Below are 13,889 nucleotides of genomic sequence, written 5' to 3'. Positions count from 1 at the left end.
TTTTTGAAGTTTTATACATCAGGGCTAATCTATAAATTTAGTAGAGCCATAAAATTACAAAGCCTTCCGTATGTAATATTTTTTGTTTGGGTTGAATAAGGGCATTTACTTTTTCCCCTTTCTGGCTGTAGTATCCCCAGCACAAAATAAGAAGCCCAGAAACGACGGTATATCTAATCCTCGGATTGCACGGCTCACACAATAGAACACAAAGCACCAATTAAAATAGCAGATATCAACAAGCCCTTGAAATTATAAATATTTCCGGGGTTGAATGCCATACAGACAAGTCAAAGATCCAGATAAACCCGGGGGATAGGTTATCGTGAGTCCTGATGACGGTAGCACTCAACATAATGCTTTGCATGACCGAGCAGAGAACGAGACATCGCATGATACGCTATATCAAATGGCAATACGCCCGATAAATACGCGCCCTCGGATAAGCCTTATTGCCTCAACAGCAACCACCTGTTCCATTATCCTCTGCTATGGCACCCTGATCCTTATCAACTTGTTCGGTAAAATGGGGTTCGAAATCACTGTCAACGAAACCCTCTGGGCGGGTGCCATAAGCATCGCGTCTCTTTTTGCCATTATTGGCTTGTCTGTTAACCTTTTTCGCCATAAGCACTTTTTCCCAGTAATCATTGGTAGCCTTGGCTGTGGGTTTGTGAACTACATCATGCATTTTGAGTACAGTATAGCCATAGAACTCACAGGCTTTGCTTGCCTTTGTCTGGCCGCAATGCTGGATTGGCGTGCCTTGAAAAACAACTAAATTTGAAAAAACAACCCAAGACATCAGAGACCAGATAGAAGTCTGTTACCCTATGCTAAACCACGAAACTGACGCCAAGTTAAAACAGTGAATAAAGAGACACCTTCTGTGCAAGCACCTAATCAGGATACCTCTGATCCAGATAGATCCATGTCCAGACGCAAGGATGACGATCCTGCTTATAATGATGCCTGCCGCTTTATAATCAAGCTTGGCACGGCAATACATGGCTATGGTCCCTCGGCAGCCCGTCTTGAAGCTTATCTCAACGGTGTCACCGAAGCTTTGGGGTATCAGGGTGTTTTCCGCTCTACACCCTCAGAAATAACCTTTGCCTTTTCCAAAGCGGATCAATTGTGGCAGCGAACACATATCGCACCAGTCCCTGTTGGCGGCTATAACATGGCAAAGCTCGCCTACGTAGGTGATCTTGTCGAAAAGTTGGTCTCTGGGGATTATAATCTTTCAGAAGCCTATGACAGGCTGGATGAAATCGAAAACATGTCAAACCCTTGGGGCGTCAAGACTTATGCCCTGAGCTTTGTTCTGGTCGGCTTTGGCTTTGCCGGACTTATACAGGGAAACTTGTGGGACGTTGCAATATCCGGTCTTCTTAGTCTTGCCGTTTATATTATTCTCATAATCGCCGATAAAACCGGGGGTCGATTTGCAGATGCCCTGCCCTTCGTTTCTGCTTATTTTGCCGGATTGAGTGCTGCCCTGATAAAACTGTTTTTACCAGAACTCAATCACACCGTTGTCACTCTTTCAGCAATTGTCATTCTCATTCCCGGCTTTATGGTCTCTGCTGGTATTATCGAAATTGTCGAAAATCATGTGGTCGCTGGTTCAGCCCGATTGATGGGCGGGCTGGTTTACCTGATCAAACAGTTCACAGGTGCCTGGCTTGGCATTGCTACAGTTGGGCTTCTTTGGTCTTCCGAAAATGGCGCGATTGGATCACATACCACAGGTAATGAAATCTGGCTTTATATTGCCATGCTTTTCCTGGGGCTTTGCTTTGCGTATCAAACACTACTTAGAGACTTCATTTGGGTTGTTATTAGCTGTGCCTTGTCCTTTGGGGCTGTGAACCTTAGCAGTGTTCTTTTAAATGCAAATCTCGGCACTCTTTTTGGGGCAATCGCAGCAGGACTTTTTGCCAACCTCTGGGCCAGAACAACCGGACGCCCCACATCAATCGTTCTCATTCCCTCAATCACGGTTCTGGTCAGTGGATCAATCGGTTTTCGAGGCCTTGTTGTTGCCGCTTCGGGCCAAACAGATCAGGGAATAGATCAATTCATGCAGATGTTCGTTGTTGCCCTGGCAATTGCCGCAGGTCTTTTGGTGGCAAACACAGTTCTACGCCCCAAAGTAACGCTGTAATTTAATAAATAAAAAGGGTGCTCAAAAGCACCCTTTCACATGAATCTATCTGGGAAAGCCGTCTAAACCAGGCGACAGGGCGAGACTATTACACAGCCAGATTTGGTATAATCTGTTTTTTACGGGATACAATTCCGGGCAACACAACGCTGTCACCAGAAACGTTCACGCCAAAAGATTTTTCCGCAACCTGTTTCACCAGATCATTCGCGATTAGCAACGTGGCTTCTTCTTTTAGAATATTCACCACGAAAAGAAGAACCTGATCAATACCGTCTTCGGCGGCAACAGTTGCCATAGATGCCATCAAACTGTCTTTGCGGGTAAAGATTATTTCCGGGCTGGTTGTTTCCAGAACTGAAACGCGAAACTTCGTCTCACCGATCTCATATTTCTTACTATCCAGACGAAGTAGCTCGACATCAGAGAAGTGAGAAACATCCGATTTTGCCGCGAACATTTCCCCGGCATAGGTCGGTATATCCAGCCCCAAATCACCTGCAAGCTCTGCCGCAAGTTTACGATCCACATCGGTGGTCGTCGGGCTCCTGAATTCGAGCGTGTCAGACAAGATACACGACAGCATCAAGCCTTTAATTCCCTCTGGTGCCTTGGCAACATCGTCGTCCCCCATCATTCCCATCATAATTGTCGCGGTAGATGCCAGGGGCTTGATGGTAATATTAATCGGCTGTTTTGTTTTAATACCGCCAACCAACAAGTGATGATCAATGATCTCTATAATGTTGGCATCATTGACATTCACAGGCAATTCAGCGGGATTGTTGGTATCAACAATTACCACATCCTGACCGGCATCCAGATCACCCAGAAGTTCAGGAACTTCAAAACCCCAGCGTTTGGCAACAAACTGTGCTTCTGTATTCGGTACGCCAAGAACAAAAGCCTCAGCGTTCTGTCCTTTGATTTCCTTTAGATACCAGGCCCAGATCAGGGCCGAGCAAGTTGCATCTGTGTCAGGTGCCAAATGGCCAAAAATTTTGATCATGTTCAAACAGTCATCATTTTATCAGTAAAAAGATCGGATTCACTTGCTGTTATAATAAAGCACAAGGCGTCTGTCACGACCCTTTCATGTTTGCTGTAAATGGCCTTCAGTACCTCTTAATTACAATCATTGAATAGATACAAACTTTGTCCAAGATACGCATCGTCACAAAGACAAACACTTTAACACTAACCTACTGTTATTAAATCATAATGAGAAAAATAATTGTCGGCAGTCATAGTGATGAATTTCATCAACTCATGTAGAAAAAAACTCATCTCTGGCGAGAAAACTTATATATATTTACAGCCATTTTTCCGCTAATCCTAAAAAAAGCATTCAAGATTTGGGTTAAAACCTAAGCTTTATAGCCTAGCCATAATCCAAAATATCGCCGGGTTTACAGTCCAGAACTTCGCATATTTTTTGCAATGTATTAAACCGTATTCCTTTTACTTTCCCCGACTTTAGAAGCGACAGATTTTGCACGGTAATTCCTACCCTTGCTGCCAGTTCATTCGATCGCATTTTCCGTTTTGCCAACATAACATCCAACGTCACGATAATTTCCTTCGGGACTTCTCTTGGGATTTTACTCGGAATTGCTTTTTGTATGTCACCCGTTTTTTCAACCTCATCATCCATCTTCTTAAACAATCTTTTCGTAATCTTCGGCAATCTCACCTGCGCGCATCATAACAGATGCCATCAATGTCAAAAGAGCACCAACCAGTAAAAGAACAAACGCAATCGGCGCAGTAGATGCGTCCACATCCAATGTAATCATGCGCTGTCCAACCGGGTTATTATAGGTAAGCGCCAAGCTCATCAATGCCTGAACTACTGGAATAAGAAGTGTAAAGACAACAAGGGATAATCCAAAACGTTTGAGTGATTTGCTAAACGAAGGCAAATGCCATTCCCCCCTGTTGATTTGTGAAAATATACGCCCAACAGCCATTAGGCCAACAGACAGTATCATCAGATGGATCGTTGAAATAAGCCCCCCAAACAATCGATTATTCATCGTGACATTGAATTCCGTTTCCACCATGCCGGAATAGGCTCGTGCAGGAAATTCAACGAGTTCCGGGCTCATCCACAATCCAATATTAGATACCAGGAACAGTATCGCTAACAGTCGAGAAAAAGGGGCCAATAATTGCGCTAAATACATCAACATTTTAATATTCCTAATTTATTTTATTTTTAAAATAATTATTGTTTTACGATAATTTTGTCAAACAAAACATGCATCGATTCGATTATCATTCATTCAGTCATAGACTGAATTTCTTTCCCCCAATCGCATCGACTTTACCTTTCATTCGCTGCCTCCCCAGAGGTTTGGGAAAAGAGTGTTTGATCTCAACAAAAGATAAAGGCATGATCGCTACAAAACCTAATCAAATTAGGTGGGGTGCTTGACAAAATAGCAGGGAGAACAATCGTGAGCCGCCTATTTAAACGGTTTTTATTGTCTTTAACATTGGTAGTCGCAATGGTGTGTCCGGCACTTGCAGACAATTTGGAAGACGCTAAAACAGCGGTAAAAAAACGCGATTATAATACCGCCTATAGTTTATATATTCCCCTTGCAGAGCAAGGCAACCAAGAAGCGCAGTACGCTTTGGGACAAATGTACAGCAAAGGTCTTGGCACAGAACAAAATGTTACCACGGCTGCAAGTTGGTATGAAAAGGCAGCGGATCAGGGGCACTTGCTCTCACAGGTTCAGGTTGGGCGTATCTATTTCCTGATTACCAACGAACTGGTCAAGGCACACAAATGGTTAAACGTCATTACGCTGCGGAAGATTGAAGGCGCAAAGAAACTACAACTCTTTGCCAAACAAATGCGCAATGACATTGCCAAGGAAATGACGCCGGAAGAGATAGAACAAGCCGAAAAAGAAGCTCAGGACTGGATTACAAAAAACGAAAACCTAGCAAAGACACAATAAAGCAGCACAAGTTTAAAAATACAGTCCAAAAGGAAAGTCAAAAAGGACTTTATGGAAATAGAGACAGACACGATAGCGATTAAATTTTACGCATGTTCCAAGCCTCTCAACTCCTTATCCATAGTCCTCCAAAGGCCCCAGAGAATTAACCGCGCGCAGGCTCCAGATAAAAAGCTGCCTTGTGGCTGCGATCGCTATAATAGCGCGTGGTAAATTCGGCTTTTCTAAATCCGAGATCATCTTGCTCGGCTAATTGTGCCAGATCGACCTGATCACTTGCCCAGGCAAAGGCATGAAGTCCACCAACGTAGGTTGGGATTGCCGCGTGATAGAACCCGCTATAACGAAAGAGTGACAGCATTCGGTTGCGCATATGTTTCAGGATAGAAGGCTGATAAGAAGGGCACCCTGCTTGGGCAACCATAATGCCGCCTTCAGCCAAACGTGACTTACAACTTTGATAGAAATTATCCGTAAAGAGGCTCGTGGAATTATCATCGGGGTCTGTAGAATCAATAATAATAACGTCATAGTATTGTTCACCAGACACAAGATATTCTGCACCATCCCCGATAATTAAATTCAACCGGGGATCATCATACGCGCCGTTTAAAAGCGTTGATAAATGTTCCCGACATACCTTTACCAAAGCGCCATCAAGCTCGACCATTGTCACTTGCTCAACACTTTGATGTTTTAGAACTTCCCGTAGGACAGTGCCATCGCCAGCCCCGATAATTAAAATTGTTTTAGGGTTTGGATGAGAAAGCAGCGGTACATGCGTAATACTTTCGCTATAAATTTCTTCATCATGCTCGGTAATCTGAACAGCATCATCCAGAACAAGCACCCGCCCTAGCAGATCATTTGCAAAAATCTCAATCCGCTGAAAGTCAGTTTTGCCTTCGAACAATACCTGATCCCGGCGGAGCGATTGGCGTATTTCAGGATGAATACCTTCTTCGAACCAAGACATTTTAATCTAACTTTCAATAACTTAATAAGCTCTTTTAGTCATAAGACTTTAAGCAGTATAAGTCCATTATTTTCAACTAAAGAATGTTACACGTCCGAAAATCACAACAGAGAATTGATTATTTCATTTGCCGCCTTCTGTCCTGTTTCATAAGCACCCGGAGCCATACTCGCCCACTTACCATGCAACGCTTCACCTGCAAAAAACAGGCGATCGTCAACCGGCTGTCGGGCAACTTCTCGAAGATGATTTTTCCCAATATTTGAATAGGCATACCCCCCGCGCGCATAGGGATCAGCCAGCCACTTTGTCTTATGCCCTTTGCGGAATAGCTTTCTAATATCTTCACCAAAAACAGATGCAAGTGATGACAAGGCAAAATCCTGTGCTGCGTCGCCACTTTCAGCAGTGAGATCGCGGGCAAGCCCTCCGCCAACGAACATTGTACTCATTGGCTCACCAAAAGGGCACAAAAGGTGGCTGTGCCAGCTATCAGTCTGCTTCATATCTTTAGGTGTTTCCAGATATGCTTCATTCGTATTGGCATCGGGGACAAGCGACTTAAAAACGGGATCAAACTGAAGGGTTATTTTATCCAATAACCCCATCGGTAACTCGTGAAACGCGGCCATTTTTTCTTGTGGTAAGGCAGGCAAAAACGTCAAGGTTTCATCGGCAATAATCTCGGTCGGTACTGTCACAAGAACGGAGCGGCAGGTTATTATCCCCTGACTGGACTGAACCTTGATATCTTTTCCCTGCCAATCGATGCTTTCAACAATGGTTTCCAGCTTTACAGGCACAGGCCCCAGCGCTTTGAAAATTCCAGCTGCCAGTCCCTGAGGGACCATCCACTCGGTTCCTGTTTCATACTGCGTTTGGTAATCAATGACCGACAAACGGTTCGAATGAACCCCCGCCTCGAATGATCCCTTTCGCAATTGGGCAAGCTGATCCCAACGATCCCTTGGCGGTCGTAAATGATGTATAGAGGTATCACCGTTCTTTACCGCATCGTAGCCCCATAGATCGTCATAGAGAGCATCTTCGGCCTTCTCAATCTCAATGACTTCCTGTTCCGTTGCCCGTTGCGCGCCCTGATTGCCATCTCGCGATCTATGGACAAAGTAAATCGGCTCTCTTTTGCCAAAATCAAAAATATCAAAACCCGCCTTATCTCTCACCAGAGAGGATAAGGGGTTTTCATCCGCTGAATGGAGCCAGGTACAGCCGTGATCATAGGGAACACCAAAGGTTTCCTGTTCAGTATAAGCTCTCCCCCCAATACGATCCCGCGCTTCGAGAACGAGCACGGATACCCCCTGTTTGATCAGGGTTCTGGCGGCAGCAATACCTGCTATTCCCGCACCAACGACAACGACGTCTGGATTTGCCACATTCGGATCTATAGACAAAGACCTAGTATTCATAGCTTTAACCCCAGCTTTTGCCCAAGTTGTTTTCGGCCAAAATCTGTCAATTTGATAATTCGGCGATGTTTGGTTCGTTCGATCCATTTCAAGCTGAAAGCCAAATCCTTTATCGCTGCCCCCAATGCCCCGGCTACATGAGGTTTTCGCTCACTCCAGTCCAGACATTGAGGTGCAAACTGACGTCGCGCTTTTCGTAAAGATCTTAGATCAATACCCAGTTCGGCAAAAAATCTTTCGCCCGTTATTGTTACATCGTAATGACGGTCTTTTACGACAAGATATCCTTGTTCAACCATTGCAGTAGTGATTGAGACACCAAGTTCTCCGGCCATATGGTCGTAACACAACCGGGCACATCTTATTTGTTTCTGTTCGGATGATACTTGCCGGATTGGGGCGGGCTTGTGCCGGACCAAATGTACCAAAGGCTCCAATGCTTCGGCAACTTCGTCACCGGCGAGTTTATAATAGCGATGCCGTCCATGTTTTTCACAAATCAGCAAGCCACCAGAAACAAGCTTTCCCAAATGCTCACTTGCCGTCGCAGCAGAAACGCCCGCAGCTTGCGACAACTCTGTTGCCGTCAAGGCCCTCCCGTCAAAAAGAAGCGCCAACATCGCCGACCGTGCCGGCGATCCGATAAGGGCCCCAATAGAGGCCATAGAAGGTTCTGCATCCATATTTCGGTTTTATCCAAAACATATCGACAACGCAAGTGATATGGTGTTTAAATCCGGAACCTTCGCTCAGAAAAGCATTCATCCATGACAACGAAAAACACCTCAAAAACAGCAACGTTAAAGTCTCAGCTTCCTGCATGCCAAAACCCCATGAAAGCGAGCCACACAAAAGAAAAAATCGAGGAAATCATTACTCATAATAAACGTGGTGTTTTCCTTGTCATTATGTCAGCAGTTCTTTTCAGCATGGCAGGCATTTTCACCAAGAGCATTCAGGTCGAAACCTGGTCAATCATTGCATGGCGGGGTATTTTTGCTGCTCTTTTTCTCTTCGTCTGGATTATATACAAAAGAAACTTCACCCGTAGCTTTGTCAAGATGGGCGCGAGTGGCATCTCGGTCGCGATAATCGGCGCACTTGGATCCGTTGCTTTTCTCTCTGCCTTTAAATTGACATCTGTCGCCAATGTTTCCCTAATATATGCAGCTGCCCCCTTGCTTGCAGCAATCATTGCATGGATCTGGCTCAAGGAAAAAATAACCAGACCAGTTGCGTGGGGGTGTTTCGGCGCGATTTCAGGTGTTTTGATTGTCGTGAGCGGATCTATTGGCAGCTTAAATATTGAAGGTGATCTGCTCGCACTTGCCATGACCTTCTCTCTCGCTTTGATAATGGTGATTTATCGGCGTTATCCAAATACCCCCTCTGCCGGGCCGACTGCCTTATCATCGCTTTTATTGGTTCCGGTATGTTTTTACGCAGGAAATCCTTTGAGTATTGATTTGTCTGAAATCATACCACTCGCCCTTTTTGGACTACTCTTCTCGATTGCCGCTATTTCCTTAACCGAAGGGGCAAAGTTGATCCCGTCAGGCCGGGCCGCCCTGCTCAGTTCACTGGAAACACCGATAGCACCATTGCTAGCATGGTTAATTCTTGCCGAACTTCCAACATTACAAGCAATTATTGGGGGCATTGTGATCATGGTTGCAGTGATTTATAGCCAAAAAACACGACGTCAATAATCGACTTGGATGTGATCTCGGCCTACCTTACTTTTAACCAAAAGGAAAAGGCTCTAGGACATTAAATCATTCGCAACTTTGTTCGACAATGCACGGTCTCCATAAGTGAACGTGCCGCGCTCTTTAATCTCGGTCGCGGCCTCCATTAGCCCCCCCAAAGCAGCCCGGGCCATTGACCCACCGACAGATACTCTTTTCACGCCAGCTTCGGCCAATTCATCAACACTAAAAGTTACGCCGACCAGTCCCATAACAACATTCACTGGTTTTGACACAGCATCACAAACCGCTTTAATCGCGTTTAGATCGGGAAGCCCCGGCGCATAGAGAACATCTGCTCCGGCACGTTCAAAGGCCTGTAATCGACGAATTGTATCATCCAGATCCAGCCGTCCGCGGATAAAATTTTCACTGCGTGCGGTCAGTAAGAATGGCTGCCCTTGGCACGCCTCGCTTGCTGCATGAATGCGCTCAACAGCCAACTCGAAATCATAGATCGGGTTTTCAGGGTCACCCGTTGCATCTTCTATAGACCCGCCAACCAGTCCGGCCTCAATTGCCCATTGAATAGTTTCCACGCAATTCTCCGGCGCAGCACCAAAACCGTCTTCGAGATCGGCAGACACAGGCAAATCACTCGCATCAACAATCTCGCGGCAGTTGGCGAGTGTTTCTTCACGGGTAAGGGCGGCAAGCCCATCCTGTCGCCCCAAAGAAAAAGCAATCCCGGCTGACGTGGTTGCCAGCGCTTCAAACCCCAGAGACGTGAGGATTTTTGCGGTCCCCGCATTCCAGGGATTGGGAATAACAAAAGCTCCGGCTCTTTCGTGAAGTTCTTTAAATGTCCTATATTTTTCTTGCTGCGTGGGTGACATATCTAAATCCCCTCAAGTGGTATGATTTGGCAATAGAATATAGCAAAATACAAAAGAAAGCTGAGACTGTTAGTCTAAATGCCCTTTGAGGAGAAAACATTAGGCAATAACGACAGATAATGATGCAAAATCTATAAGCTTACGGTTCGGTCCAGCGCCTTCCCCCATGCCAGAATTTTGAAATTCCGATGTTCCGGCACGAAGTAGGGATCGTTTAACACCAGGGTTAAGACCTGATCATAATCTTCTGCTTCAACAACCCACAACCCACCGACAAACGGCGCTTCTGGCACAGAACATAAACCACCCCCAATCAAAATATTTTCCGAGTTGCTTTTCAGATATTCGATATGTTCTGCCCCCTTGGCTCTACGCACAGGAAGCATAGCAGGTGTATCTTCAAAATAAACAATCCAACGTGACATAGTAATATTTCCATATCTTTTGAGGGGATAACACAGAATAAAACGATGGAGATCAGAAACTAGAACCAGTTATGCAAATAGACCTGTGCCACATATAACGTAATCAAATTTTCTATGAATTTGCAAAACTTACCGTAATGACCACTCGTAGCTCAAAACAGAACAAATTGGCACAGGAAGTATAATACCTGTCGCCCGGAAAACTCACATTCCTCCCCTGCTTTACTATTCCTTTAGGTTGATAACTTATACTCACGCAACAAATCATCCGTGCAGGGAGATCACCATGTTAGGCGTTATTGGCGCAATGAGTGAAGAGGTACAACTTTTGTTGGGGCAACTCAGCGACGTGAACGAGAGTATGCACGCCGGGATAACCGTCAGGACGGGGAATTACAAAGGGACAGATATCGCTCTGGCCCAATCCGGTATTGGCAAGGTCAATGCAACAATCTGTACTCAAATGATGATTGATCTCTTTAAACCGCATAAGCTGGTTTTTAGCGGCGTCGCTGGCGGCTTACTCCCCAACATGCAAGCGGGGGACATTATCATTGCCAGTCATGTGGTGGAATACGATATGGATCTAACCGCTTTCGGGCGCCGTCATGGGGAAACACCAGGTCGGGAACGTCTTATTGAATGTGATCCCGACCTTGTCGGTAAAGCCACCGCCGCCTTTGACAATGCTTTTGAAGACGTTGAAGGTGCCCCGAACCTAATGCTTGGCACCATAGCCTCGGGCGATACCTTTGTTCAGGATCGCGATAAACTCCGTTGGCTCCAACGTGAATTTGCAGCACTTGCGACCGAAATGGAAGGTGCAGCCTTTGGGCAAACATGCCGCCTCAACGGCCTTCCCTTTGTGGTTATTCGAGCGTTGTCTGACTCATCCTCTGACAGTGCCAGCGAAGATTTTGAAGCCAATCTCCATCGCGCCTGTCGTAATTCCTTTGAGCTTATGGACCTCATGATCCCCAGCGCTCTGAGTGGTTGGGATAAAACAGATCGCCGGAACCGAGAGTAATCACTGTACTCAAATTATATTTATTCCCGAACTCTATAGAGGTTTTGTTTACTTGTTTTTCCTAACATGGTGGCTGCTTACTTCAGGTTTAGGCCTTTAAGCCCCAAAGAGATAAAGGTTCTGCATTTTTGTTATCTCTTAACGGTTCTATCTTTAGGATGTTCTTCTTCGGGTGTCGCATGCAGTTTTCAGATCTTCGTATTCTCATCAGTGGTCCGCTTGTTCGTCGGGCGCTAATTGTTGCATTAACCGCTGGAACCATTCTGACTTTCATTAATCAGTGGGGGGCAATCTTCGGGGATGAGCCACTCAATACTTCCAAAGTTTTGTTAACCTATCTGGTCCCCTATTCTGTTTCCAGCATTTCAAGTTTGTTTGCAACTCTCGGTCATCAGAAAGAACGTCTGGCCTTGATGGACGAACTGAACATTGTAAAGAGCAAGGCCATCGAAGCTTCTTCACAGCGACAAGAAACGATAGAAAGTACCGTTCCAAAAGCGGAACAGCAAAACGGTGTTCAGCATCAACATCCGGATTTAACGGGCCCCTTAAGTATTGCCATATCAAATGGAAGCGACATCAAAGGGAATGCTGAAAAGGTCAATACAACATCCAGAGAACGTACAGAATTTATAGGAACCCTGATAACAAAGGCCGAAACCTTCGCCGGTAATGTAGATGGTCTTATCCAGCAGATGGCACAAAGAGAGCAAGATCTGGATAGCATGGGCAAAACGGTTTGCGATATGAGCAAGACCTTCTCTACAATTCATCATGAAATGTCTAACGGTCAGAAAAATAGTTCGCAACTTGCTGATAATATTTTGAAATTCAGTTCCAGCTTTGCTGAAATTAATTCTATTGCTGATGATATAGCAGCCGTTGCCAGACAAACAAACTTATTAGCCTTAAACGCTACGATTGAAGCAGCACGTGCAGGGGATGCTGGTAAAGGTTTTGCTGTTGTTGCAAACGAAGTAAAAGATCTTGCTACAAACGTTTCCAAATCAGTCACACAGGTCAACAGTTTGCTCGAAAAGCTCAACCTGGGGATCAAGGACCTAACAACGGGCATTCAATCCCTTGAAACCACGATGACCAGCACCGAAGAAGCGACCAAGCGTGACGAGGAAAAATCGAGCGCGACCAGCGTAGAAATGTCAACACTCGTGGATCAGATGCGCCAACAACTCGGCCTGTTTAACGAAGAGCTACAAAAATTTCACGGCCTGACAGATGATATTCGTGAGATCAAAAGCAACACCAAAGCCGCCATTACAGGATCTGCACGAAACATTGAGCTGGCCTCGGGTCTTCTGAATGAACTCGCATCAATTGAAACTTCCCTAAAGAATTAAAGAGCCAATCAACAAAAACCTTAACAATAAGAAATCTAAATTAAATGGAGGGATGAATAGCTTCTAACAATTCATCCCTCAACAATTTAAAGCCATGCTTTAATACGTCATTTAACAACGTAACTTACCGACAGTAGTTATTACTCGGGCAGCATCTCACCCACTTGTTTTTCCAAAGCTTTTGGATCGTTCAAGAAACCAGCATGAAAATCAACTGACATCGGGTCGGGATAAACATCTTCCACGCCGTTTTCAACCGCCTCTAAGACCTTCTTGGCAACTTCATTTGGGGCTGTTTTATCCAAAGCAATCCCTGCGGTCATGTCCGTATCAATCGGGCCAGGATAAACGCCGACGACATGCGTGCCTTGCATAGCAAGTTCAGCACGAACCCCTTGGGTCAGAGAGTGAACAGCGGCCTTTGATGCGGAATAAGACCCCAGGACAGGGAAATTCAGATACCCAGCGACAGAAGAGATATTCACAATAGCACCACCATCATTTGCCTTTAAGACAGGTGCAAAGGCGCGGATCATATTCATAGGGGCAAAGTAATTTGTCTCCATTTCATCTCGAGCATCATCCAGAGAAGATGCCGTCATGAAACTGGTAAAACGAGCAATTCCTGCATTATTAATTAACAAAGAAACATCTTTGAATTCATTCGCGATAGCTTTGATTGTATCAGGTTGGTTCACATCCAACTCTACAGGAATAACCTTTCCTTCATATTCTTTCACAAGGCCTGCCAACCTGTCTGTATCACGAGCTGTAGCATAAACTTTTGAAGCACCAGCGGCGATTATCTCTTCAACAAAGGCATGACCAATCCCGCGGTTTGCCCCCGTAACAAGTGCGACTTTCCCCTTAACTTTACTCATGATCCTGTTCCTATAAATAATTGATGAGTTCAAAAATAACATTAAATTACCGATTGGTATTAAAGT

At 45.2% G+C, this 13,889-nt stretch carries 15 protein-coding genes; 6 read left to right on the top strand and 9 right to left on the bottom strand.

Features of this window, described 5'->3' with window-relative positions; all coding sequences use genetic code 11:
• Positions 1 to 325 precede the first annotated feature (325 nt).
• The gene (locus WH96_RS21915; RefSeq protein ID WP_156176712.1) at positions 326 to 781 is read left to right on the top strand and encodes a hypothetical protein; all 456 of its coding nucleotides are present in this window, start codon (positions 326 to 328) and stop codon (positions 779 to 781) included.
• 108 nt (positions 782 to 889) lie between these two features.
• Positions 890 to 2,170 (top strand): threonine/serine exporter family protein, encoded by a 1,281-nt coding sequence (locus WH96_RS05960; protein WP_047763168.1) that lies wholly within the window; start codon positions 890 to 892, stop codon positions 2,168 to 2,170.
• Positions 2,171 to 2,258: 88 nt separating this feature from the next.
• On the opposite strand, the gene WH96_RS05955 is transcribed toward WH96_RS05960, so the two are convergent.
• The 3 genes from WH96_RS05955 to WH96_RS05945 form a co-directional block, all read right to left on the bottom strand.
• A complete protein-coding gene (locus WH96_RS05955; RefSeq protein ID WP_047763167.1) occupies positions 2,259 to 3,179 on the bottom strand; it encodes a manganese-dependent inorganic pyrophosphatase in 921 nt (306 codons plus the stop codon).
• 372 nt (positions 3,180 to 3,551) lie between these two features.
• Positions 3,552 to 3,824: a helix-turn-helix domain-containing protein gene (locus WH96_RS22795; RefSeq protein WP_082130364.1), complete on the bottom strand. Its 273-nt coding sequence runs from the start codon at positions 3,822 to 3,824 to the stop codon at positions 3,552 to 3,554.
• Between the two features lie 4 nt (positions 3,825 to 3,828).
• Positions 3,829 to 4,278 carry a hypothetical protein gene (locus WH96_RS05945; protein ID WP_156176711.1) on the bottom strand — a complete coding sequence of 150 codons (450 nt, stop codon included), beginning with the start codon at positions 4,276 to 4,278 and terminating at the stop codon, positions 3,829 to 3,831.
• A gap of 351 nt (positions 4,279 to 4,629) precedes the next feature.
• Here WH96_RS05945 and WH96_RS21200 point away from each other — a divergent pair, with 351 nt between their 5' ends.
• Positions 4,630 to 5,142 (top strand): tetratricopeptide repeat protein, encoded by a 513-nt coding sequence (locus tag WH96_RS21200; RefSeq protein WP_053005727.1) that lies wholly within the window; start codon positions 4,630 to 4,632, stop codon positions 5,140 to 5,142.
• A gap of 145 nt (positions 5,143 to 5,287) precedes the next feature.
• Here the strand turns inward: WH96_RS21200 and speE are convergent, their stop codons facing one another.
• The 3 genes from speE to WH96_RS05930 form a co-directional block, all read right to left on the bottom strand.
• Entirely contained in the window at positions 5,288 to 6,118 is an 831-nt protein-coding gene (gene speE, locus WH96_RS05940) for a polyamine aminopropyltransferase (RefSeq protein WP_047763164.1), read from the bottom strand.
• A 101-nt stretch (positions 6,119 to 6,219) separates the two neighbouring features.
• The gene (locus WH96_RS05935; RefSeq protein WP_047763163.1) at positions 6,220 to 7,548 is read right to left on the bottom strand and encodes a flavin monoamine oxidase family protein; all 1,329 of its coding nucleotides are present in this window, start codon (positions 7,546 to 7,548) and stop codon (positions 6,220 to 6,222) included.
• Positions 7,545 to 8,231: an ArsR/SmtB family transcription factor gene (locus WH96_RS05930; protein WP_047763162.1), complete on the bottom strand. Its 687-nt coding sequence runs from the start codon at positions 8,229 to 8,231 to the stop codon at positions 7,545 to 7,547. The genes WH96_RS05935 and WH96_RS05930 overlap by 4 nt, the downstream gene beginning before the upstream one ends.
• Positions 8,232 to 8,315: 84 nt before the next feature.
• On the opposite strand from WH96_RS05930, the gene WH96_RS05925 reads away from it, so the two are divergent.
• Positions 8,316 to 9,257, top strand: coding sequence for a DMT family transporter (locus WH96_RS05925; RefSeq protein WP_047763161.1), 942 nt, complete (start codon positions 8,316 to 8,318; stop codon positions 9,255 to 9,257).
• Between the two features lie 53 nt (positions 9,258 to 9,310).
• Here WH96_RS05925 and WH96_RS05920 read toward each other — a convergent pair whose 3' ends face one another.
• Positions 9,311 to 10,132, bottom strand: coding sequence for an isocitrate lyase/PEP mutase family protein (locus tag WH96_RS05920; RefSeq protein WP_047763160.1), 822 nt, complete (start codon positions 10,130 to 10,132; stop codon positions 9,311 to 9,313).
• 131 nt (positions 10,133 to 10,263) lie between these two features.
• Complete coding sequence (locus tag WH96_RS05915; protein ID WP_047763159.1) at positions 10,264 to 10,557, bottom strand: YciI family protein; 294 nt, start codon at positions 10,555 to 10,557, stop codon at positions 10,264 to 10,266.
• 286 nt (positions 10,558 to 10,843) lie between these two features.
• Between WH96_RS05915 and WH96_RS05910 the strand changes: the two genes are divergently transcribed.
• The gene (locus tag WH96_RS05910; RefSeq protein WP_047763158.1) at positions 10,844 to 11,584 is read left to right on the top strand and encodes a 5'-methylthioadenosine/adenosylhomocysteine nucleosidase; all 741 of its coding nucleotides are present in this window, start codon (positions 10,844 to 10,846) and stop codon (positions 11,582 to 11,584) included.
• A gap of 179 nt (positions 11,585 to 11,763) precedes the next feature.
• Complete coding sequence (locus tag WH96_RS22410; RefSeq protein WP_047763157.1) at positions 11,764 to 12,942, top strand: methyl-accepting chemotaxis protein; 1,179 nt, start codon at positions 11,764 to 11,766, stop codon at positions 12,940 to 12,942.
• A gap of 140 nt (positions 12,943 to 13,082) precedes the next feature.
• On the opposite strand, the gene WH96_RS05900 is transcribed toward WH96_RS22410, so the two are convergent.
• Entirely contained in the window at positions 13,083 to 13,823 is a 741-nt protein-coding gene (locus tag WH96_RS05900; protein ID WP_047763156.1) for an SDR family oxidoreductase, read from the bottom strand.
• Positions 13,824 to 13,889 lie beyond the last annotated feature (66 nt).

The organism is Kiloniella spongiae (assembly GCF_001026905.1).
GTDB classification, from domain to species: Bacteria; Pseudomonadota; Alphaproteobacteria; order Kiloniellales; family Kiloniellaceae; genus Kiloniella; species Kiloniella spongiae.
The sequence above is the reverse complement of the archived record's forward strand: the minus strand, read 5'-3'. Positions and strand labels throughout refer to the sequence as shown.